Origin of the sequence: Paenibacillus popilliae ATCC 14706 (genome assembly GCF_000315235.1) — a bacterium.
Lineage (GTDB): Bacteria > Bacillota > Bacilli > Paenibacillales > Paenibacillaceae > Paenibacillus_B > Paenibacillus_B popilliae.
In genome coordinates, this window is sequence record NZ_BALG01000084.1 from 1 (window position 1) to 22,097 (window position 22,097).

General features: G+C 46.7%; 30 protein-coding genes and 1 pseudogene. 2 read left to right on the forward strand and 29 right to left on the reverse strand.

Translation table 11 applies throughout. The annotated features are described in order from the left end of the window. The 28 genes and pseudogenes from PPOP_RS07990 to PPOP_RS08115 all read right to left on the reverse strand — a co-directional run. A pseudogene (locus tag PPOP_RS07990) lies at nt 1–412 on the reverse strand (hypothetical protein); the annotation flags it as partial. A gap of 1 nt (nt 413) precedes the next feature. After that, on the reverse strand, nt 414–695 hold the full coding sequence (locus PPOP_RS07995; protein ID WP_006285672.1) for a hypothetical protein: 282 nt from the start codon (nt 693–695) through the stop codon (nt 414–416). A 1-nt stretch (nt 696) separates the two neighbouring features. After that, nucleotides 697–1,284: a putative phage tail protein gene (locus PPOP_RS08000; protein ID WP_006285673.1), complete on the reverse strand. Its 588-nt coding sequence runs from the start codon at nt 1,282–1,284 to the stop codon at nt 697–699. Beyond that, nucleotides 1,277–2,356 carry a baseplate J/gp47 family protein gene (locus PPOP_RS08005; protein ID WP_042227926.1) on the reverse strand — a complete coding sequence of 360 codons (1,080 nt, stop codon included), beginning with the start codon at nt 2,354–2,356 and terminating at the stop codon, nt 1,277–1,279. Before PPOP_RS08005 ends, PPOP_RS08000 begins: the two co-directional genes overlap by 8 nt. Continuing rightward, nucleotides 2,334–2,753, reverse strand: a complete 420-nt coding sequence (locus PPOP_RS08010; RefSeq protein ID WP_006285676.1) for a DUF2634 domain-containing protein — start codon at nt 2,751–2,753, stop codon at nt 2,334–2,336. Before PPOP_RS08010 ends, PPOP_RS08005 begins: the two co-directional genes overlap by 23 nt. Next, a complete protein-coding gene (locus tag PPOP_RS08015; RefSeq protein ID WP_006285678.1) occupies nt 2,743–3,054 on the reverse strand; it encodes a DUF2577 domain-containing protein in 312 nt (103 codons plus the stop codon). The genes PPOP_RS08010 and PPOP_RS08015 overlap by 11 nt, the downstream gene beginning before the upstream one ends. Further along, nucleotides 3,055–4,032 carry an XkdQ/YqbQ family protein gene (locus PPOP_RS08020; RefSeq protein WP_006285680.1) on the reverse strand — a complete coding sequence of 326 codons (978 nt, stop codon included), beginning with the start codon at nt 4,030–4,032 and terminating at the stop codon, nt 3,055–3,057. It abuts the gene before it with no gap. Then, nucleotides 4,029–4,700 (reverse strand): LysM peptidoglycan-binding domain-containing protein, encoded by a 672-nt coding sequence (locus tag PPOP_RS08025; protein WP_006285681.1) that lies wholly within the window; start codon nt 4,698–4,700, stop codon nt 4,029–4,031. Before PPOP_RS08025 ends, PPOP_RS08020 begins: the two co-directional genes overlap by 4 nt. Nucleotides 4,701–4,717: 17 nt before the next feature. Continuing rightward, complete coding sequence (locus tag PPOP_RS08030) at nt 4,718–7,294, reverse strand: phage tail tape measure protein (RefSeq protein WP_148277871.1); 2,577 nt, start codon at nt 7,292–7,294, stop codon at nt 4,718–4,720. A 248-nt stretch (nt 7,295–7,542) separates the two neighbouring features. Then, on the reverse strand, nt 7,543–7,950 hold the full coding sequence (locus PPOP_RS08035) for a phage tail assembly chaperone (RefSeq protein ID WP_006285684.1): 408 nt from the start codon (nt 7,948–7,950) through the stop codon (nt 7,543–7,545). Between the two features lie 60 nt (nt 7,951–8,010). Then, nucleotides 8,011–8,478: a phage tail tube protein gene (locus PPOP_RS08040; protein WP_006285686.1), complete on the reverse strand. Its 468-nt coding sequence runs from the start codon at nt 8,476–8,478 to the stop codon at nt 8,011–8,013. A gap of 1 nt (nt 8,479) precedes the next feature. Further along, on the reverse strand, nt 8,480–9,637 hold the full coding sequence (locus tag PPOP_RS08045) for a phage tail sheath family protein (RefSeq protein WP_306304719.1): 1,158 nt from the start codon (nt 9,635–9,637) through the stop codon (nt 8,480–8,482). Nucleotides 9,638–9,811: 174 nt separating this feature from the next. Next, nucleotides 9,812–10,003, reverse strand: coding sequence for a YqzN/YkzM domain-containing protein (locus tag PPOP_RS08050; protein ID WP_006285689.1), 192 nt, complete (start codon nt 10,001–10,003; stop codon nt 9,812–9,814). Beyond that, the gene (locus PPOP_RS08055) at nt 10,000–10,425 is read right to left on the reverse strand and encodes a phage tail terminator family protein (RefSeq protein WP_006285691.1); all 426 of its coding nucleotides are present in this window, start codon (nt 10,423–10,425) and stop codon (nt 10,000–10,002) included. Before PPOP_RS08055 ends, PPOP_RS08050 begins: the two co-directional genes overlap by 4 nt. A 4-nt stretch (nt 10,426–10,429) precedes the next feature. After that, nucleotides 10,430–10,834: an HK97 gp10 family phage protein gene (locus tag PPOP_RS08060; protein WP_006285692.1), complete on the reverse strand. Its 405-nt coding sequence runs from the start codon at nt 10,832–10,834 to the stop codon at nt 10,430–10,432. Beyond that, nucleotides 10,834–11,202 (reverse strand): hypothetical protein, encoded by a 369-nt coding sequence (locus PPOP_RS08065; protein ID WP_006285694.1) that lies wholly within the window; start codon nt 11,200–11,202, stop codon nt 10,834–10,836. The genes PPOP_RS08060 and PPOP_RS08065 overlap by 1 nt, the downstream gene beginning before the upstream one ends. A 3-nt stretch (nt 11,203–11,205) precedes the next feature. Next, nucleotides 11,206–11,565, reverse strand: coding sequence for a phage head-tail connector protein (locus PPOP_RS08070; protein WP_006285695.1), 360 nt, complete (start codon nt 11,563–11,565; stop codon nt 11,206–11,208). A gap of 12 nt (nt 11,566–11,577) precedes the next feature. Continuing rightward, nucleotides 11,578–11,736 carry a DUF7210 family protein gene (locus PPOP_RS22665; protein ID WP_006285696.1) on the reverse strand — a complete coding sequence of 53 codons (159 nt, stop codon included), beginning with the start codon at nt 11,734–11,736 and terminating at the stop codon, nt 11,578–11,580. Nucleotides 11,737–11,785: 49 nt separating this feature from the next. After that, the gene (locus tag PPOP_RS08075) at nt 11,786–12,832 is read right to left on the reverse strand and encodes a major capsid protein (RefSeq protein WP_006285698.1); all 1,047 of its coding nucleotides are present in this window, start codon (nt 12,830–12,832) and stop codon (nt 11,786–11,788) included. A 20-nt stretch (nt 12,833–12,852) separates the two neighbouring features. Next, entirely contained in the window at nt 12,853–13,212 is a 360-nt protein-coding gene (locus PPOP_RS08080) for a hypothetical protein (RefSeq protein WP_006285700.1), read from the reverse strand. Between the two features lie 16 nt (nt 13,213–13,228). Next, nucleotides 13,229–13,861 carry a phage scaffolding protein gene (locus PPOP_RS08085; protein ID WP_006285701.1) on the reverse strand — a complete coding sequence of 211 codons (633 nt, stop codon included), beginning with the start codon at nt 13,859–13,861 and terminating at the stop codon, nt 13,229–13,231. Between the two features lie 123 nt (nt 13,862–13,984). Beyond that, complete coding sequence (locus PPOP_RS22670; protein ID WP_006285702.1) at nt 13,985–14,143, reverse strand: hypothetical protein; 159 nt, start codon at nt 14,141–14,143, stop codon at nt 13,985–13,987. Next, on the reverse strand, nt 14,140–15,837 hold the full coding sequence (locus tag PPOP_RS19345) for a minor capsid protein (RefSeq protein ID WP_006285703.1): 1,698 nt from the start codon (nt 15,835–15,837) through the stop codon (nt 14,140–14,142). Before PPOP_RS19345 ends, PPOP_RS22670 begins: the two co-directional genes overlap by 4 nt. Further along, nucleotides 15,834–16,040, reverse strand: coding sequence for a hypothetical protein (locus tag PPOP_RS08095; protein ID WP_042227931.1), 207 nt, complete (start codon nt 16,038–16,040; stop codon nt 15,834–15,836). The genes PPOP_RS19345 and PPOP_RS08095 overlap by 4 nt, the downstream gene beginning before the upstream one ends. Next, nucleotides 16,006–17,499 (reverse strand): phage portal protein, encoded by a 1,494-nt coding sequence (locus PPOP_RS08100; protein ID WP_006285707.1) that lies wholly within the window; start codon nt 17,497–17,499, stop codon nt 16,006–16,008. The genes PPOP_RS08095 and PPOP_RS08100 overlap by 35 nt, the downstream gene beginning before the upstream one ends. 15 nt (nt 17,500–17,514) lie before the next feature. After that, nucleotides 17,515–18,798 (reverse strand): PBSX family phage terminase large subunit, encoded by a 1,284-nt coding sequence (locus tag PPOP_RS08105; protein WP_006285708.1) that lies wholly within the window; start codon nt 18,796–18,798, stop codon nt 17,515–17,517. After that, the gene (gene terS, locus PPOP_RS08110; protein WP_006285709.1) at nt 18,785–19,534 is read right to left on the reverse strand and encodes a phage terminase small subunit; all 750 of its coding nucleotides are present in this window, start codon (nt 19,532–19,534) and stop codon (nt 18,785–18,787) included. Before terS ends, PPOP_RS08105 begins: the two co-directional genes overlap by 14 nt. Nucleotides 19,535–19,597: 63 nt before the next feature. Continuing rightward, nucleotides 19,598–19,858, reverse strand: a complete 261-nt coding sequence (locus PPOP_RS08115) for a DUF2829 domain-containing protein (RefSeq protein WP_006285711.1) — start codon at nt 19,856–19,858, stop codon at nt 19,598–19,600. Nucleotides 19,859–20,005: 147 nt separating this feature from the next. Here PPOP_RS08115 and PPOP_RS21805 point away from each other — a divergent pair, with 147 nt between their 5' ends. After that, a complete protein-coding gene (locus tag PPOP_RS21805) occupies nt 20,006–20,293 on the forward strand; it encodes a hypothetical protein (protein ID WP_006285712.1) in 288 nt (95 codons plus the stop codon). A gap of 704 nt (nt 20,294–20,997) precedes the next feature. Then, complete coding sequence (locus PPOP_RS08120) at nt 20,998–21,333, forward strand: hypothetical protein (protein WP_006285713.1); 336 nt, start codon at nt 20,998–21,000, stop codon at nt 21,331–21,333. Nucleotides 21,334–21,391: 58 nt separating this feature from the next. Here the strand turns inward: PPOP_RS08120 and PPOP_RS08125 are convergent, their stop codons facing one another. Next, on the reverse strand, nt 21,392–21,811 hold the full coding sequence (locus tag PPOP_RS08125; protein WP_234399733.1) for an ArpU family phage packaging/lysis transcriptional regulator: 420 nt from the start codon (nt 21,809–21,811) through the stop codon (nt 21,392–21,394). Nucleotides 21,812–22,097 lie beyond the last annotated feature (286 nt).

Below are 22,097 nucleotides of genomic sequence, written 5' to 3' on the forward strand. Positions count from 1 at the left end.
CATCGCCCGTCTTGTTGTTGACTGATTTTACGGGCACATGGATGCTAGCTACCTTTTTATTTGCATACTCCTTGGCATTAGCCTCCGCTTGGTTTGCCTTAGCCTGCGCTCCCGATGGGGTTTCGGCACCCACATCCGCCGCCGTCAGTCTAACATCGCCCGTCTTGTTGTTGACTGATTTTACGGGCACATGGATGCTAGCTACCTTTTTATTTGCATACTCCTTGGCATTAGCCTCCGCTTGGTTTGCCTTAGCCTGCGCTCCCGATGGGGTTTCGGCGCCGATGCTTTCCGGGGTGATTGCCTGTACCTTCTGGTCCGTGTGTTCCCTAGCAGCATTTATCTCCGCCCCTATTGCATTTAAGTCCTCGGGCTTTATGGTATCAAGCATAGTCCAATCTGTTTTTGCCACACTATCCCTCCTTTACCTCGATGGTATGTACCATCATGTGGTCAGTGGTAACCGGAATGTCTACATCGTTCAAACTAATCACATTGTTCGATACGTCCTTGATTTCGATTTTTGTTATGCTGGAAATGTCAGCAGCAGGTACAAGATAGTTAAGTATCATCAGGCTCCCATCAACTTGCTTGACGATAAACTTGGTAATCTCATACGTGCCGTTTAAGACTACCTTTACAGCTCGGGTATCGGTATAATTAGCGACTTCGTTCAAAAATTTTGTTATTATCACTTCAATTCAATACCTCCTCATGCCCAAAAGAAGCGAATGGTTTTTCACCCAGCGACCACGAGCCATCCAATTTGTAATTCCATATAACTGTTTTTTTCGCGATGCGTTCAATGAGCTTGATACAATCAGCTAATGCGGTGTTCTGGTGATAGACTATATTCGTAGGCTTCACGACACCGACACTATGTTCAACCTCTCGGAACAAGGGCGCATCATCTGTACTTGTTGTGATAGTCATGGTGTAGTTTAGATCATCTAGTGATACAACTGTCCTGCCCTTTCCGACGAGAGCATCTAATTGTTGCTGCAGAAAGCGCACTGAAAAAGGCGGTTTCATTTGGTAGCGGTTAATTATGCGCTGCCGCCTAAACTCGAAAGATTCAGTAGCAGGGTCGGCCTGTATGCTGAGCATTGCTTCACGCCGCCTGATACCCTCGATACTCGAAGTCAGTACAAATTGATCAGCAAAAAGTTGATGAATCTTGCCCTCAAGCGCATTAAGCTCAATACTCTCCGTATCGGCCAATTCGGCCAAATCCTCGATATCTCCGTAAAACTCAGGCAGATGTTTAAGAATCCGATTAGCCACGGATCGTCACCGTCCCCAACTGCGGTACCTCGTCGGAGCTAAGTGTCAGGTTTTCCGACGATCCGTTTATGGTCGTACCGACAACGTCCTCAACACCCGTCACGGTCAAAATACGTGCATCGATCTGTGCCGTCCGAACGACAAGCTGTTGTTGCAAGTACCAATCCTTCCGAAGCTCGAATAAATAAGAAGAAATGGCGACTTCGACGTAAGCCTGTACCTGTCCGAGCGTTAGCCCAGTCGAAAGGGTCAGTGTTGTTTCAACATCAATTTTGATTCCAGTCACGCCCACAATAGTCACCTTATGACCGATCGGTGCCTGACCGAGTCCCTTGCCGCTGTTTACCGTCGGATCGATAATAGTCTGTACCTCATCGACAAGTGTAGTAGACGGAGGCGTCCAGTCTGCGGCAATGATCGTACACTTGACTGTGCCACCACCCTGCCAAACAGGGTAAACCTTCGTGGCCCCGACGCCTGGAATGGAGTTGATTCGCTGCTTATAATCAGCGACATTACCGCCGAATGCTGGTTCGTTGACCGCTTCATAAAAACGTTGCCGGAGCGCATCGTCGGATTCCTCATTCTCCCCTGGGACTAGTACCTCGGCCAACACCGCCCGATTCAAACCAGCGACGTAGTCGATCGGCAGCATCGTGCCAAACTGCTCATTACCGACCGTGCCCGGCGCTTCGCATGTCATTTTATATATTCCGGTGCTGATCTTTTCCTTGGCAACAAAGGTCAAGTCCTTGATCGAATACCGGCTGTCCAGTGGCACATCCATAAGGACATTGCCAGCCCCGTAAAACAGCCCTTTGCGCTCTGCATGACAGGCCGGTGCACGGTTTACGCCGAATTCGGACGTCTTCCGGCTGAGGTATTCCCCAGAGGCTGTATCCACAAACGAAAGGTTATAATTGATGTCCAGATCAATGTACATCTGCGCTAGTTCGGCCGCCGCCGGTGCGCAGGCATCGTAAATAAGACTGCCCTCACGTTTATCAATCGTATCCGGCACCCTATCAAGCATACGATCCAAAATGTATTCAAACGTCATGTGATCGTACATCATGGTTCACCTCCTGTTCGAAACTCCCGTAAGCAGTCATGACGGTGAACCGGATTGTAATCTGATCCCCTTGTATTTCGACCACTACATTTTCAACCGCCTGAACCCTGTCATCCGACACAAGAGCTTCTTGAATTATCCGCATCGCCTCGGATTGAGCGAATACTGGGCTGCTGCCAAGCAGTAATGTCAGTTCATGGCCGTAATCAGATGTGTATATGTCGTGCCAAAAGCGATCGGTTTGAAACACCTTAAACACAGCCTGCTTGATGGCTTCAAGGCCGTCCGTCTTCCCAACGACTCGCCCCTTCTCCAAATCAAGTTTCCATGTCAGGGATGGCGACGGTTCGTCATCCAACGGCTCATCTAAGAGTTCCGCATCAACATCAGGAATCACTACCTATCACCACCCTGTCCAAAATCAGATATTGTTGCCCACCTTGCATCCGAAGTAGCAGGAGCTTATCTCCTGCCTTAAGCATGCGTCCGATTACAGTCTCTTGTCCGTTAACCATGACCTTATGTTCCGTCAGTGACTCAGGCAAAATTAAAAAATCCGCTGGGAGCGTGAATCGTTGATCCACAAGCACTTCCAACGGATTTGTACTGGTTACTTCCCCGAACATCATCGCAGCCGGATTACTAGCTAACACTGCATCCATAGCAGCCTTTTTTAAAGTTCCAAGTAAATCCGCCATCTAAACCACCCTTAAATCTAATGACATATTATGGGCAGATCCATCAAAATTGTGACTGCACTCGTCAACCAACAGTGCCTGATCCACACCATACTCAGATATGCAAATTCGAACGCACATACCCGCCCTAACCCGGATGTCTCCGATTGCATTGACCTTAAGCGACTTTGTTTCCCGATTTTTGAGCTTAGCTAAGTTAGTCAGCAACTGCTTGATTTGAGCTATATTCATGTCCTCATCAACCGATTGGTACAACTGCAAGACACCCCAGCGCTTGATATTGACACTATCCTGATCCATGTATATCTCTCGTTTGCCTGTCTTTTTATTGTCTTTATACAGCTTTATCCGGTTGTAAGTGCCGCTATCAATTGACCGCTTGATTCCGTAGTCATACATCAAGCTGCCGTCGCCTACAATCAGATCAAGTTGCACATCATTGACACTTCGAAGGCACAGTGATCCGAAATCATCATAGAGGCAATAATCCTTTCCCGTGTTCGAATAAGTGAGTGTTATAGCCTTACAGATAATATCTAACAGCTTTTGTCCATCCTCACTCATCTTAGGAATTTTGTAACCGGTATTGTCCACTTTGCCCAACTTAAGATTAAAGTCCTTTGCTATGCGCTGCAGCACTTCAGTTGCTGTTATCCCTTTAAAAACATAGGTGTCAGTGTTCATCAAGTACCGCATCTGGTCATAAGCAATTATTTTGATGACTTCGTCATGGCCTTCTTCGATTGAAAAAATGTAACCATGGAAAACATCTTTCTTATCAACTCGAACCCGAACAATGTCTCCGTTATTGTATGTGAACTTTGCTGTCTGATTTGACTTAATCAATCTGAAAGATACACTGCCCGCCCTGCCGATTCGAGATGTTTTCCATGTCAACCCCTCAACGATCTCGCTTACATCCCATTCAGCATCATCCTTCGTACCTTGACGGTTTATGATCTTCACGTCGATTGTCATGGCAATTTCAACACCTTCCCGTTTGGAAATTTTTTCAGTTCAGAATCCTTAATCCCGTTCAGCTTCTGAATTTCTTTCCATCGGGAGCCGTCGCCTAACTGCTTTTGAGCAATAGCCCACAGACTGTCACCGGATTTCAATTTGTACGTTTTCGGTTTCTGCTTATCATTTGGCCGCGCTGCCGTTTTTGTCTTCTGCACTTTCTTTTGTGTACCATTGGAGACTGTCTTTGTAACAATTTTTCTAGCAGCATAGAACCGATATTGCTTTAACTTGATGTCATATTCGATATCACCACTGCCGCCTGCAACTTCCTTCCATGTAAAAGACTCGATACTTGCAGCCGTATTTATGTCGTAGGTGTCGCTTGTAAAAATAAACCGAATCGGCCGCTTCGTAACCCACCACTTTTCTATCATCTTTATATACTCGACTGGATGCAATAGTTCGTCCGTCGTCACAAATGGATACCATTGCGCGGGGAACAGACCACTAAAGCTGTACTCCGTCAGTTGCTTGTCCTTGATTACATTTATCTGCCCGAGTCCGACGACATCATATGTGCTACTCTGACCAGAGCCACTTACATCAATAGAGGAGGGGTTGATCGGAAGCTGTAGCACTTCTTGTTTATTGTTGAAACTCAACTCCACACCATATACTCGCATGATCTTCCTCCCACTCCTTATACATAAACGGCATCCACAGATGAAGCAATGTCATTTTCCAGCTTTTCGTTGATACGTGTAACGAGTGTATCAATGTCACTCTCATTACGGACATGAGTATCTCCAAATTTGATAGAAGGCTTGAGCGTAACGAAGTTTTGAATGTTCTTCATCTCCGCTAATTCACGCATCAATTTAAGATCCTCACTAGAGATGTCCACCTTATCTTTGATTTTGTCTACTTGCCCTACCTTACCCACCTTGTCAATGTCCTTATCAATGCCAGCAGGATTTTCTGGCGGGCCTTTACCAACTCCAAAACCCTTCCTTATGTTATTCTCAATTGATTTTTTATTCTTCGCCTCTTTTTCAGCTTCCTCTTTTGCTCGTTTGGCTTGTCGGTCTTCCAAGAATTTTTTTACCGATTCTTCTCGTTCTGCCGCCTTCTTTGCTGCACTAGCATAAGCTTGATCCTTTTTGATCTGCGCATACTCCTTAACGCCTTTTGCTACGTTTTCATATGAAAATTCTGCCGCAATTTCGTATGATGATCCCGTCACGTTATTGATAAGTGATAATACCGAGTTTATACCCTTAATAATTCCATTAATGACGGTATCATATATTTTCCCTACACTGCTTGCCCACCACTCAAAAGGTGTCATAAGCCACTCTACAAGTTGCCAGAAGTATGCTGGAATTCGATCGAAGAAGTTTAGAATCGCATTCCAACCCCGCATTAAGGCAGCAGCAAACTGATCATTTGTCCGCCATAACGCAATTAGTGCAACGATTATCCCGACTATTAAGGTTGCAATAAGAACAAATGGATTCATATTCATGACAAAATTAAATGCAGCCTGTGCTATTTTTGCAATATTAATTGCAATAGCTAAACCTTTGGTAGCAATGGTTAGAGCTTGGGTTAATAACAAGTAGGTCCCCATTGCACCCACAATCCCCCAGATAACCGGTTCAATCAACGTCCAGTCAGATATCACGTTCGATAACCATAGGGCGTTTTCCACTAAAATGGAAACCATATGTGCTGTAAAGGAAAGGCCAGCAGCTAAACCATCGAAGAACGGCTGAAATTTTCCGGATTGAAAAGCTTCGTTAAGCATGGCGATCAAAGGAGCCAATGCTTCAACTGCTCCCTGTCCGGATTCGGCAAACCCAAGGGCAAAGTTGCGCTTGAACTGCTCCAACTGAAAACCCATATTATTCTGCAAGGCATCCGCTGCCCGTTTTGTGGCCCCTTCAAATTCACCGAGACCCAACTGACCTTCTGCCATCGCAAGTACAACAGAATCCTCTAAATCCTCCCACATGGTACCGAATAACTTAACACCGACCGTATTTCTATCTATGGCGTTCTCCATGTTGCCAAGAGCCAGCAACGTTGCTTGATAAGCTTGATTGGCAGTTTCCCCGCCTGCAGCAATCTGTGCTGCCATCTGATTAGCATCTAAACCGAGGGTTTGGAATGCTTGCTTACTGGTTTCGGAAAGGTCCTGCATCCGAATGAAACTCTCTTTGACAGCGTCGCCAACCTTGTCCAAGTTCCACGCGCCTTGCTCACTGCCTGTAATTAATGTTGCAAACATCTGTTCAGCCGACATTCCTAGACCGGCAAAGTGTACGGCGTATTCGTTTACCGTATCAAGGAGATCATTAGCGTAATCTCCCCCTCGCTGGAATCCAGTTGTAATCATATCAAGCGCCTGTGTCTCGTCCAAACCCTGGAAGTTAGCCATAAGTGTCCGCGTAACCTTGGAGAGTTCGCCAATATCAGTTTTGCCTCTTGCCACTTGTTCAACCGCATAGGCCGATTGTGCATATGCCTCCGATGCTTCCTGCGACAAACCTTTTAAATTCTGTCGCACGGTTGCAATATCATTACCTACAGCAGTTAGAGATTCGCCCCATCCCGCAGCGTAGATATCCTTAATCCCTTGCAACATCGCCTCTGCTTGGCTTGCGTCCACACCGACTAGGGCTTGCATTGTTCCTTGTATCTGCTGCTGTTCCATGGCGCCTCCGACCGTCCCTTTTATGAGCGCACCAGTCGCCATCACTCCTGCAAGTGCTGCGATTAACCCCTTGGGGATAGCAAGTAGAGGATTGCTATTTCCGTCGCCTTCGCCTCCCCCACCTCCAGGGCCGTTGCTGTTTTGCAGAGTTTGAATGAGTCGCTGAATCTCTAATCGCAAGCGATCCATTGTGGTGTCAAGACTTCCCATGGCTCCTGATAAGCGAGCATTAACATGTAGCTGCACATCAGCCTCAATCGTCCCAATTCTTGATGCTATCTGGCTCCTTATTCTCGAAGCTTCGTTGAGTGCCTGTGTCGAGTTTAGTTTGACATCCGCCTCTATCCTTCCAATCCTAGCAGCTACCTGACTGCTGAGATGGGAGGCATCATTAAGCGCTTGTGTCGAGTCGACATGAATTTCAATACCTCTTATCGGATGTTCTACCAACCGACGCATGCGCTGTAGGCTCGTTATGGTTGTCTGAACTTGATTGCTCACCCGGCGAAGAGGCGCGCCGAACTGATCTATCATCCGTAGATGTGTTGCTATCGTAGACACGCAATCTCCCCCTCTCCAAAAAAATACCGACTCCTATTTCGAGTCGGTATTTACCAATTTTTAAGGAGTCTATCTTTTTTTATTCTTCTTCCTTCTTCTCGTTTCTTTTTCTTGATCGATTCGCTCCGATATCATGGCGTAGATAGTGACTCGCTGTCGCTCCGTCATCGACATGAGATCGTGAGGCAGAATATGCAGTTCATGGAGGGCATAATACGCATAATTCGCGTCCGGATCGCCCTCCTGAATTAGTTTTTTACCTCTTCGACCAGTTCATTCATTGCAACATCAAAACCGCTCAGCTCGTTGATCTTTTGGACAAGCGTGGTCAATTCGCCGGCCAAAAGCACACGTTGCACATACTCCTCTGGAGTATTAACACCCAACTTTTTAATAGACTCAGCATCTTTAAAGTCAGGATTGACCGTGTTATTGATTGCGATACTCAGATTAAATTTCCGGCTGTCAAACTCGACTTGTTTGTTTTTTAAAATTCGCGTCGCTCGCTTACGGACATCTTCAAATTCCGCTGGTGTCATCGCCTTGATCGTAAACTTAAGTGGATTCCCATCCACGTCTTTAAAGCGCGGTGAAATCGCTACTTCATCCGTCAAATTGTCAACAGGGTTAGCGTTCAAAAATTCTTGTAGATTCATATATTTTCATCCTCCATATGATTCGATATAAATAGACGCGACCGAACGACCGCGCCATAATTAAGTTCCCGAAATTTCATTGAACTGGTCTTGAATGTCGTAATCATGGAATGTAAATGGCAGTTCTTCCTCGATCATATCGTCGCTGGATGCGTCGAAACTCGCAGCGACTACACTGTCAAGGTTGCAACCCTTCAGGATCGTTGTTTGTTTCCCAGTGGAGCTGCCAGGTTGTTCGTTTACCACCATCAGATCAAACCAGAAATCTTTCCCGGTTCGAATATACTCTCTCATGAGTTGACGAAATTGAGACGTGACATAATAAACAGTCAATGTACCCGTTCCAGACCACCCAGCAGAGCGCTGCGGTGTATTAGTGCGGCCTAGCACCGGCACATCCACCTTATTTTTCTCGATCGTTGCTTCAAGAGCCTTAGCATAGAACAATTCTTCTACGCGTCCATTAATAGTGGCATAGGCTTTTGCCATCTTGCCACTGATTGCGTCCGTCTCACGGAAAAAGGCCATCCTACTTCACCTCCACGGTTATATAAATCTTCTCTATCGAATCTACTGGCTGAATGGATAGCTCAATGAGAACGGAATCCACATCGACTCCTTGCGCCACAGAAATGTCCTTTTGGCTATCAAAATTCTGAATAGCGCCAATCCCCTGCAGGTTGAGCAAGTATGACACAACCTCAGCCTTCAGCAATGCCCGTCCATCATCGTTGTTCGACACTTTGCCGATGTAAAACTGGTCAAAGATACGCTTGACGTCATTAGCAATACTATCCAGGACACGGACAACACGGTTTTTCGAAAATGCCCGGCTTTTCTTCGGATTAAAGCTCGTCAACGTGTTGATATCCTGCTCTATCACAGCCGTACCATTGACTGCTGTAATCACCAATTCACCTTTTCTCAGCGCCGCAATCGTCTCACCGTTAGACAGGCGAGGGTGTGCATCTACTGCGTTCGGTATCGCTGTATATGTCAACGATTCACTTACATTTGCCGCCGCCTGCATTGCGGCGATCTCCCACAGCAGCATTTCCGGTGCTACCTTGAGTCCGTCCGAAGTAATGACACCGTTTTTCAGACTGATGATCCCCTCGTAATCCGCCTGCGGATAACCGACCAGTACAGCCTGTAACTTCCTACCTTCCTCTTCCCGCTGCCGCCGGACATAAGCCGCAGCGAGCTGCTTGCTCATCGAATCTGTGAGGGGCACGCCCAGTACGTTAAATTGATGGGCCTCAAATGCGGTCAACGCTGCCGAGAAGTCCGAGCCTCCAGCCGTACCGTCGGCGCCGCCGGTGAGCTTGATTCCAGCTGTCGGCGTCAGCGTCCCGGTACCCGACCAGTCGATGTAGGCACTCGGCTGCAGATCCCCGATCTTAGCCACCGTCTGAATCTCAACCTCTTCGCTGTCCAGCAAAGTACGTACATCGTAGGCTTTGGGGTTATCGATATTAGATTGTATGACGATTTGCAGATTATTTCCGCGCGAGCCGCCCCATTTGGCCGTGGCCGTCAGCGGCCCCTCGGTTGCCTTGGCCTTGACCGCCCCCGAGCCGCCAAGCCGGTACAGCAACACCGTTCGAGCGTGGGATATTGCTGCAGCGATATGACGGATACGTGGATCTGTCGCCCGGAAGCCGATTAGTGCCTGTGATTTGTCCATAAACTCCGAAGCCTCCAGGACAATCACGCCTTCAGGGTTTCCCCAGGGCAACGCCGTAGGAAATGCAGCAACTCCTCTATCCCCCAAGATTCCAAGGGGTTGCGGACGCGCTTTGAAGTTGATATAGGTACCAGGTCTGACTTTATTTTGTGTTACCCATGTTCCTCCTGCCATTTACTTCACTTCCTTTCTTAAGTACGATTCCACAGCTTTGCGGGCCTCGTCATCCGTGTATGTCTTATCATCGGCCAACACTGCCGCCAAGATGTCGCGCTGCGCCGCAGTAAACCGGCTCGATGCTAAAAATTGCGCCTTGGTGTATGTTGGTGCCGTTGTCTGCTCTAATTGTCCCACTTTCTTGCTCATCGACTTCTCCCCTCCTGTTTAAGAGTCTGCATTTTAGGGTCGTCCGCCTGATGTTCCCAAACAAGCACACTATATGTTACAAAGAAATGGAGCACCTCATCGACAATTTGAAATCGCATACCATGCCCCGGACATTGGCGCCCGCCGACCATGATCCATTTAGTAGCTGCCATTAGACGTTCTGCCATGCTGTACATATCTTCATTCGCCCTGTCCGGTGCAAAATAACGAATTACAAATGGATGATTCCGCCGGAACCTCCGTCCAAGCTCCTGCGTATGTGCCGGTTCCAAAAGGCGTACAAAAAAGCGAGGTGGATTAAGCTCTTGCTTAATCTCCTCGCCGGATATAGGAATGTCTGGGAATGCTGCGTCTAGGGCGTTGTGGACTGCATATCTCACATCATTAATCGTTACTTCCACGACATCATCTCCCCAAAAACCTGACCATGAATTGTTCCAGCTTGCGTTCCATGATCGCGGGCAGTTCACGCTCTAGTTCTTGTGCGCTGATCGTCATCATGAACCGCCCCTCGACCCAGCCTTGATGATTGGGCGTCCGGTGGCCGTATTCTACGTATGGAGAGTAAGGCACTGGGTTAAATACCTCTATATCTGCTCCTGTGGATGTTATTGAAACCTGTCCAATCGTCCATCCACGACGCAGTTTACCGTCTTTAACCGGCGTGCGTAGCACGACCTTTGCGAGTAACCGGTTCGCAAGTTCGACGACACATTCTTTTTTAAAAACAGGCCATGCCGATTTCATAGCCTTGAGATTATCGCCAAACTTCTCAAACTCTGAAATATCAAACTCCCCCATTTTGCCCATTACGCCCAGTCCTTCTGCGACAAATTGACTTCTTGATGTGACGGGTACGGCGGGAACGGCTTGCCTGCAACATATTTCTCAACTTGTCCTGTTGAGCGTGTAATTGCGATCATATCCCCCTGTTTAATTTCAATTTCAGGGGATATAAACAGTTTTGCATCATATTGTAAATCGTTTTGCGCTTCAGTTTGCCCGTTGCGTGCCAGTCCGGATTGCGAAAGCTTACAAGGCTCATTCGAATACACCAGCTGCAGCTTCTGCTTCGTCTCTTTGGTAACTGGATCTTTGTAACTGCCATACCGGCTTATCGTTGCCCTGTCTTCATACATCTTCTCAATCGCTTTGCGGTGCCTCTTATAGTTAATCACGGCCTACCACCTCAGTTTCCGATAGCGGTTTAGATCGACTCGATAATTTAGTACTACCGAATCAATGACTGACTTTGATGTGTTGGACACCTCGCCGCCTACCTGTGTATCTCCAATCTTTACAGCGCTCCCGCCCCCGGCTGTATTTGCTATTTCGTCGATGTTAGGCAATTCAACCCGGATCGCATCGATGACCATTGATGTCCAAGCGAATTTGAGGGCTTCAGGGATTGAGGAGATATTGCAGTAATGCTTAATTCGGTTCCCGATCTCTTCGATGTACGTTCCGACCAATTCTTTATGATTGTCATCCGGCAAACCAAGGCGTGATTTTACAATCGGCCAAATGTCTGCACTAGCCATGTAGACACCCTCCTACTGCTGGATAACATCCAACTTCGCAAGTTCGTCATAATCGCTTGCTTGAATCTCAGCCCTTTGTCCAACCGCATACCGTTCACCCCTGTACTTCACATAAGCAGACCACACAACTGTCACTACTTCTGGGTTGGTTTTCTCTGTTTTCTTTGTCAACTTGCATTCCTCCTCTTACTAGAGAGAAGAGAGGCTATTAGCCTCCCCATTAAGCTACTTTTGCAATAAAGATAGTGTCGATAGTTTCAAACGACGGCAAGACGATCTCCGATACAATCGTATTAACGTTCACTGGGTGAGGTTCTTTAATCGTAGTAATCGCAACACCTGTATTGATAATGGATACATCCGCAACAGAACTTCCTGTCATCAAATCAGATTCTTCTGGTGTTGTACCATAGTACGTATTCCCGAGATTTCCGTCAGGGAATAATGTGAAGTGATCATCAGGGTAGAACAACTGGGAACTACCGTCCTGAAGGGCGAACTTTTTGTTATATACCGCGATTTTCAAACCTAGTTTTGCTTCAAGATATTGTTTCATCATAGAGTCAGTCATAATGATGTTCTGGCCACCCAATGGGTTCATGTCTTTACGTATAGGAACGTTCTTCAGGATATAGTTCCATGTCTTGCGGGTACAAAGTGCATTAGTTGGCCTTACGCCAGTATCGTCCTCTACGATGTCCTGCCAATCTTTAATATCCCCGACAATATCAGCATCAGGATGCGACCATCTATCTGCATCTGTAGCCAAAGTGATCTTGTGAGCATCCGGCATTTTGTAGTTGTACTCGTAGAATAGACGATTTGCACTGATGTTAATTTTACCGGATGAGAGCAGTTGCATTATCATACGCTCTGGCACAACTTGCGCACCAGTCACAAGATTCGCTACGTCATCGTAAATTGCATTGATTACAGGCATAATGAGAGCTTCATTTTGTGATGCGGCCAGTTTGTTCAGTTCTTGCCGATCTTTTTCACCAATCTTCATCGACTCTCGGAAAAATGGCATCTCAGTCTCGATTTTTTTGAAACCAATGCGATCACGCAGCGTTGCCTTTGCATCAAATTCGGACGGCATCAATTGTACTGGAAGGCCCTTAGAACCTTTAATCCAAGAAAGATCAAGACCGAGTTGCTTCTTTGCCGGGAACAACGTTGCTCCCAAGTAAGGAATATTATTCGATGGATTCGCAAGGTAAAATGTCGAGATATTCTTTGCATTTACAAGATCAAAAATAGTTGGCATTTATAAACCCCTTTCCGCCATTAGGCGATAAATGTGATTTGCTTCAGCGCCGCTACAGCTTCGGCTGTCGGGGCTTCTGGAATCTTGTTCTTATCGATAAAGCCGTGAATTGTCATCGCACCAGGAGCAGGCCCATATGTCACATCAGCGTCATTGAATAGAACACCTTCTGATGTAGTGTCATTAGCTTTTACAGCTTTTTTAGTAGGATCAGACAGCACGCCACCGCCTAAAATCGTACCAGCGGGAACAATTTTCTTGCCATCAGCATTTGGCGTAACTCCTACATCACTTACCGTTACAGCTAAGTTTAAGTAGTGATCTGGAAATTTCAAAATTACCTTTTTGTTGCTGAAATTCGTTTCAACAAATTTGCTCATTACTGCTCAACCTCCATTATTCAAAATAGGATGCTCGTGCCTTATCAAGGCCATCATTACCTTTTGCATATTCGGCAAGTCGTTTACCGAAATCACCCGCTTGGTTATTACCGCCGCCAGTTCCGGTACCACCGCTACCTTCTGGTGGCTTCATACCTTTAAACTGGAATTGACCTCCGTCGTTGTCTTCTGGGACAAACAAAAAAGCCTTGCTTGTATGCAGGGCTTTGATTTGGTCGTCCAGACCGGCTTTAACGTTACCAGCGTCGTCCAGTTCGATTTTCGTTTTGTCGAGCAGGCTGGCCACGATGTCTGGATCGTGTACTTTGCCGGTAAGAGCCAGCTTGACCGCAGTACCAAGGCGCAGTTCCTTCGCTTCGGCCTCGTACTTCTCCTTGGCCGCCTTGTTCTCTCCCTGCAGCTTCTCGATCTGTTGCTTGAGTGCTTCAGAGTCACCGCTAGACTTTTTCAAATCCTCTAGCTGCTTATCGCGCTCTTTCAAGTCGTCCTCTGCCTTCTTTTTGGCCGAGTTAATTTCATCAAAGCGTGCTTTAGGAATAAATCCTTTCAATTCCTCCGTAGATGCTGCTGCAGCCTTTTCAGCCATTTCCTCGGTCAATCCTATAGCGACAAACTGTTCCTTATTCATCTCTTTTCCTCCATTCATCTACGCTTTTTACCCGGTCGCGTCCGGTGATGTCTTGTTCTTTAAAGGCCCCGGCACTCAACCGGAGCCCATCAAAAAAGCACCCTCGCCATAGCGTGAGTGCTTTCATTCGTCTTTTAAAACCCCATTTTTACGCAAGATTTCGTGGAGTTTATTTTTCCCTTCTTGCTTTTCTTCTTCTGACAGTTCCCGATGCCCAATTACCTTAACTGCTGGCGGATCAGTCCATCGCCGATCTGTGAATGGCTTCTTATCTTGACTCATTCCCCTATCTCCCTTAGCAAGATATGGTACACACCATTTATCACTTCTACCGCAATAACCTCAAAGTTAGAATTACGTTGGTATAAGATTTCTTGTTCAGTCTCGTTATACTTCACAATGTCTTTCCCTAAAGCAGCGTCTAAAATATAAATCTGAACCTGTCCTTCAGGGTTGTAAGTGCTGCCTACAGTTGTGGACAGATACTCATTACATTGTACCACGCCACCAGGCTCATAGTCTTTAATAAATTTATTCAGTGCTGTGATTGATGCAAAATGTAATGATCGAGTGACATCACCCCTGTATGAAGGTAACTTGCTAAGGGCCTTATCCAATTTATTAACCCATTCCATTTCGTTGCTATTGAGCGGTTGACCATGTCGCAGTTTGTCATTAAGGACATAAGACTCACTACCGATATAACGAGAGACAGCAGCCTCTTCTTGTTTCGTGAGTGGCGGCGGTTCTGGAACAAGCTTTTCCTCCAGTTTCGGCGCAGGCGGTTTATTCGGTTCCAATTTTGGTTGGATTGGAACATCTTTGGGTTCCGAACCCGGCATTTCGATATCAGCCATCTTTTCATCGGGCACCGTTTTAACCTGCGGTGGTGTAACTGGCGGTGTCTCTGTTATCTTCGGCGGCCCCTCCGCAGACGGCGCATGTTTATCGGCCCAATCTTTGTATGTCATATTACCCGGAACACTATACGTCTTACCATTCTTACCACGCGCAGCTCGCTCCCCATGCTCTGAAGGTTCTTTCATCCCGTCGTCAAAAACGGGAATGGTTGTAGAACGACAGTAAGCATGCAGCGGCGGATAATTTACGCCAGGCTTTGCCTCAGACAATGGAATGCGCTCTCCGTCCATGTCCCGGCATTGCGCCGATGTTCGCTTGTCCAGCGTTGCCACAAACTTGTAATGTGCAATTCCCTGTTCCTTGTACCCATCAAGTCGAGATTGACCAGCAAAATAAGCCGACTCCGTCAGTATCAGGCGTTCTGCGGCTCGCTTGCTAACTCCCATCCGGTCGGCAAAGTCCGCAATCACCTTGTCAGCATTCTCCCCGCGAATCAAGTCCTGCGTTAGTACCGTTTGCAGCTCAGCCAGTAGTTTGTCCCGATCCTGCCATATGCGTGCTGAGAAATTGCGACCATCTGGCGTCCACGGCTTGGATAACACCTTGTCGAGTTGTTTGCCGTCCAACCTAGCGAACGGAATGCCCTCGCCTGTACCTCGTTGCACCTCGTAGATACCTTTATAGTACCCAGACTTATAAACGTCTCCTAGGACGTCCGTGGTTCCTTTGACACGCCGCGCAGTCAGCAACTCGACCTCCTGCTGTATTTTGGTTTGCAGTTCTTCCAGTCGGGTAATGTGTGCTTTAGCACTGGCATTCTCGAGCTGCTTCATCCATCGTTGATCAATTGCGTTCTCGCGACCGGCTTTGATGTAATCTTCAACGCTCCATTTGAACTCTTGGAGCTCATTGGCTGATAGAAGCTTGCGGGCTTCGGCCATGCCAACATTATTGTTCTTTGCTATGCGACCATACCAAGCATCGGTTTCCTTTTTTATTCTGGTAAGAGTTTTGTCATACTCGGTACTTTGAACCTTGATGTAGCCCTCGCCCTTCTTAAGCACTGCCTCGTTCAAGTCCTCCATCCGCTTAGCCCAGTATTCTTCCGGCTTCATTCGTCGTCACCAGCAGTTGTAGGCACTTTGAAACCAATTGCCGCTGAAGTCCCCTTAGGTTCGCCTACTGCATCAATAAGTTCAGCAAGAGCAGAAATATCTTGTGCCTCTATAAAATGCCCCAACTTAATGGATTCGAGGTAGGAGTTTACCATTCCTTGAACTAGTTCATTCACCTTCTTGTTCGTCTCCTTCTCCATCATTAGGATCACCTCCATTTCCTAGCCCGCCATATGCAGTGGATGTCCGATGCAGTGCTTCTTCTTTTTGCTTCTTGATGCGATCCAGTTCGGCGCGAACATCTCTCACCCATGGATGCTGCGCAACAAGCGTTTCATCCGATAAGATGCCTACGCTATCTTTTATTCCGGAAATAATTGATTCTTCATCAATCGGCATGTCACGGTTGAAGGTAAACTCGACTTTCTCATTGATGTAGTCCACTTTGGTTGTATTATATAGGTGCGCATCTATAAACCAACGAAGCTGTGCAAGAGATGCTTGGAACTCCGTTTCCATTAGGTTTGCGTCAAGATCAAGGTCAGAGTACAGGAAGCGTAGGGCGATACCACTTGGCGCGCTACCGATTTCGACGCCTTGTGTATCAACCCCACACCCAAACTCATATATATCCTTTCGCGCCTGTTCCATGTGCGTTTTGTATGTCTCTACATTAATAGCCAACGCCAAAGCATCAACGTCGCCATCTCCGTCCACAAAAGCAGTTCTGAATAGAGCAAGGTTTTTTCTGAATTCAGCGGCATCGGTTCCACTGAAGTTCTTAACCTTATAAATGGACTCCGGCAAGTCTTCCAAATTGTTGCTATTGTCGGATTTATTGCGATCATAGTCATCTACCAGAGATTTTATGATTTCAACAAGTGGCTGCTCTTCCTCATTATATTTCCACGCAACGAAGGGGACGCGCTCCCAATTCATAAGTTGTTCCCTATCACTATCAACCATAGAAAAGTGCGCCCCTTCGTCACCAACTTCTGCATCTGCCACAAGCTCCGAGCCATCAAAAACGTATCTCCTAACTCCCTTTGTATCCCACCATTCAATTTTCCGTAAGGTCTTACGCTGAAGTCCCTCATACACAATAACTTCATAATCCCGAATAACTGCATCCAAGATAGTATGAGCCTCATCAACCCATAATGGAATGATTTCTTCGCTGCGCATCTTTTTGAATCTTAGTGTGCCTGCTTCGTCATAATAGACGTGCATCCATGCGATTCCTTTATTGACTGCCTCTTTACCAAGTGACTTAAGTCTGCGATGCATGTCCTCATCAAAGAAAATGGTCAGTAATTCCTGATACGATTCATTCTCTGTTTGAATACTCAAAGGTTTACCTAATAAGTATCCTACTTTTTGATTGACCAATTTACGTATAAAGGCATTTGCTAGTTTGTTATTGGCTAAGTTTCCAACAACCTCTTTAGCACCACTAGCACCTATTGCCGTGCGCTGCCGATCAAGGATATCTGATTTTGTGCGATAATAACGTTCGCCCACTTCCATCCATTTATGTTTTTCTGATGAACGCCATTCGCTCGTCTCAATTTGGATAATCTGCTTGCGATTCGCCTCAGACATTGCTCCTTCACGCAGTATCGACTCGATATTCTTCATTTCATCGCCAAACTGAAAAAACAAGTGCATCCTCCTTTCTTAAGGAACATCAGGGAAGTATACGCCACCCTTACGTTTGACCACACCGCGTACGAAATACCGATCCGCGTCCATTTGATGGTCATTTTCCTTAACGGGCTTGTCTTCGCCTCTCGCCGCTGCTTTCTCGTCCCATACGTAGGAACTGAATTCGCGGAATGTCTCCTTACAGCAGTTATTATATTTAATCAATCCTTCGACCAAGGCAGACGCCACATCTCGGATACCGTCAACCACATCATTGTCAGCCTTGATTACACGGAACACCCCGCGCTTCTTAATGGCGGCAATAAAAGAAGCTGCTGAAGGGTCGATTATCACGCCCTTGACCGGCAGCTTTCCGACGAACTCGATTAGATCGTCACAATATTCCTCGTCCGTCTTTTGACGGCTCTTGGAGCGCCCATCATAGTGGTATTCCTTCACCTTGTACCAAACGCCCTTGCATTGGCCCCACAATCCAAACGTAGTCGGGTTTTGCGTGCCGTAGTCACAAGATACATAGTACTGCGTATATGGCCTGTCTTCGGTCACTACAACGTGCTTGCCCCGGTCGAACATATCGTAAATAACACCTTCAGCCATTACCCACAAACCAAGAATATAGCGTTCGTAGAACACCCCACTGAACATGCGTCGGAAACGTTCCTTGACACGTTCAGACAACGATAAATTGTCCTCCATCGTAAAATGCAGGACATAGATCCTCTTTTCTTTTTCCTTGTCGATATAATCGGTTTTGAACCAATGATACGGTCCCGCCGGATTGCAGTTTACAAACACTTTCCCGGCCTGATCACCAGTTTCAGCCGAACAACGGCCAATAGCCTGCGTTACAAACGACTCCGGGAATAGTGCAACCTCATCCAGATATGCGCCGGCTGCCGTCAGCCCTTGCAACGTATCCTGGCTCGCTTTATTGTTGGCGCCGAATAAATAATATGTATTCGTACCGATGATGATATGAGGATTCTCCGACCGGTGGTAATGGTAGTCGATCCCCTTGGCCGTCAGGATCTGAAACATCGGCTCCAGGACGTTACGCTTAAGGGCACCCATCGACTTTCCTGCTAGGATAAAGTTCTGATGCCGGTGCTTATCGAGCGACCATGTAAGGAATGAATCGATCATTGCGATGGTCTTGCCTGAACGAATGGCACCTTCTGCAATCACCATATCGTAATCGCGGTATGGACTCGCATCCGTCCACCACATGAGAAGCTTTTTCTGCTTCCGACTGAATGGTTTGAACTTAAATGATGTGGTTCGCTTACGCTTCCTCATCTTCGTTCACCTCATCCGCGAATACTTCCGCGGCCTGTGCATTCAGTGCTTCGGCATATCCAGCACCCTGTGCATGGGCATCGGATTCGTTATCACCGCTCATTTCTTTGACTTCAAGCTTCTTCTTGTCGATATCGAGTTGCATTCTTTCGAGTTTAAGTCGGCGTTCGTCGCTCTCATCACTTAATTGCATAAAGTCTTTGATTAGCCCTCTCAATTCACCCATTGCCCGGCTCTGCGCCGATATAAAGGTCGCTTGTTTATCCCATGCATGCTGGATATCATACTCCGTGCCGATCTCCATATCCTTTTTTACTACCTTTGTCATGTCGTCTTGGTCTCGGACATACATAATACGCTGCGCCCGAATAATCGCGGTGTACTGGATCGTTATTTGATCCCACAGCATATCGAGAGGGGAGCGCTCTGCAATCTGTTCCATGATTTCTAACGTCTCTGTAGAAAGGTATTTTTGAAAGAATCCATGTGTGACTGCATTATTGTTCCCTTTGGGGGCACCGCCTTCGTTGCCTAATGCGTTCTTGTTGCCGTCGGGTGCACCCTTCCTTTTTGTGTGCACACCTTTTTGGTCGGGTGCACCCTTATTGCGCTGCCAGCCATGCCTTTGCTTCCATGACTTTACTGTGTTAAGGGTGACGTCGTACTTCTCGGCAATCTCCTTGTACTTCAAGCCTTGCATGTAATCCTGCTCGGCTAAAACATGTTTTTCGGCCATTTACATCACCTCGCCACCTCCATATTTTGGTTAGTGTTGTTTTGTAAAAATAAAAGCCGCTGTTTAACCAGCGACTACTGTTACAATCTCCCAATCCTCGGCCAACATATCAGTCTGAGTTGCAAGCCATGGCACAAGTTCGTTATCTGCTGTTTTCATTTCGATATAAGGCAGGGTTTTCAGCCCCTTCGCCGCCATTTTGAGCTGGCGGGCATAGGTTTCCTTTAGTGTTACCAGATGCAGCCACATGCCTTTACCATTCCAACCCTTACGCGCAACCAGTTCTCCGTCTTTTAAAGCCTCAATCGCTTGTCCGAAATTCATTGACCTTCACCCTTTCTGAGCATAATAAAAGCCGCTGAATAATCAGCGACTCTAAATGTAACGCAAATGGTTTAGTACCCAAGCAAGATGCCTACTCCACTCATATCTTGACAATATAAATACATTATTAAAGGGGTTTTGCACAAAATGAGATATACAAATACTGGTATTACACTTGTTTTATTTATTCTTCTTGTTATTATCGTTAGTAGTTCAGGTTTATTCATCGGTACAACACCCAAACCATATATAGTTACCGCAGATGATCAAAAAAAACCTACGGTAAACCAATCAAAACCAGAGCTATTAACATGCACATACAAGTCAATCAACTGTATCAACGGCAGCCTGGGAAAATACTGTTTAGGTGGTGCAAACGCTTATTGCGATCTCGCAGGTTACCCACATATTGATTGTACAGAATGTTCTCCATAGTAACTCATTACAAAAAGAGCACTTTTTAGTGCTTTTTTTATTTAGAAACGAGTACCTCCAATTAAAATACCGCCCAGATAATTCCGGGCGGCCAAGTTGGGAGATAATCTATTGAAAGAGCCAATGGCCCATTCAATCATTATGTAAGATGTGGCCACCGTATAACCGTAGGTCATAGCCGACCACACCCACGCCTTGATACGGGCAAGGATTTGCACCTTGCATGCTCCCCTACCATACCGGGTGATCATACGGCTAAGTTGCGATCTTTACCGCAGGAGGAGCCACCCGCAAGCGTCTACCTATTCCGCCACCGTGTCATACGATTGCCCAGGCTCCCGGAACAAGTACCACCCGCGAAGCGGCCTTGTCTTCCCCAGCGCACGCCTGATATTTTAGACGCGGCGCGGTTTCCCGCCAGAACGGTTCTCAACTCCACTCGCCTAACCCCTTGGCTGCCAAGGTGGAATGATACCTTATTGCCGGCTCTGTTACCCACGCGCACGTCCGCATGGGTAGCGCCTTAACGCTACTGCCATAATACAATCATACAGCCTATTTCTCCTAATGAACTGCAGGATATCTGCAAAATATCTGCAAAAAGTCTGCAATGATTTATTTTTATATGTAAAGCAAGGTTTGTAACATATATACTCCTGCCTACATATGTTGTTTATCAAATAGGCTAATGAGGTGATTTTCAAGTGGGTTATTACGCTACTCCAATTATCGCTTTGCAAAATTACGTAAATAAAGGTTATGTCAAAGTTAATCACAAAGATCTTGGTGAATTAATCGGAAGGATCACCGCTGCTTATAATACCGGGAACCCATTAACAGACTATATTGACATGGAGTATTATGATCCTAGAACGGGTAATGTAGCTTTTAGTCAATTATCTGCACAAGATTTATCGGCTCCTCAGCAATATACCGGGCCTATTCCTCCTGTCAAGACACCAATTGGCGGCCCCGGAGGAGAACGTTGGGTCTTTATACCTGGTATAGGATGGATTTTGATGAGAGTTTATGGTTTGTAGACATTTAAAAACAAGAGTTGTGTAATCCCCCCTTCACACAACTCTTGTTTTTGACGTTTTATGTTTCTTCGTAGACCTCAAGACGTAACGCGAAAGCAAGCCGGTGCATTGCTTTGGACTTGGCGAGGTAGTAACTCCGCTCAGGCATTCCCATTTCGACATATACGTTAATGTCCGTTACTCCCTCATCGGTCAGATAACGCCGTTCTATGATTTCACGTTGTGCTTCTGACAATTGTCCTACGGCCCGCATAACTTGGTCATATTCTCGCTGCAGCCGCTCCTCGCGGTCCACGTTGAATATGGATAGGTCAGCCGTCTGGTTGCTTGTTACATTGGTGTTGCTTCGCGGCATGTCGCTGTATGTGGCTATTAGTTTGGCCTCTCGTCGGATGAAGCCGAAACGCTTGTACAGTCGGGCCGATTCCAAACGTTCCTCCACGTGGCGCCGCGTCTCGTTTTCGTCTAGCTTAAACATCGACATTTGCCCCATGCTCCACCTCCCACGTATCACGCTCCCACGCTCCGCGTCATTTGATTGAGTCGCTATTGGGTTACTCGTCTTCTTTCAGCTTCAATTCAGCATCACTTTCAACCATTCTGCAATCCGGGCAAAACGATAGCCCGCAGCAAGGACACTGTTCCCAAAACGTGTCGCATTCTGGGCATCTATCTTGGTCTTTCATGACTCCGTTTCCTCCCCTGCTCGCACTCTTTTCAAAGCGAAGTCCGTTGCAAAACGCTTGTTAACTGCATGTATATAT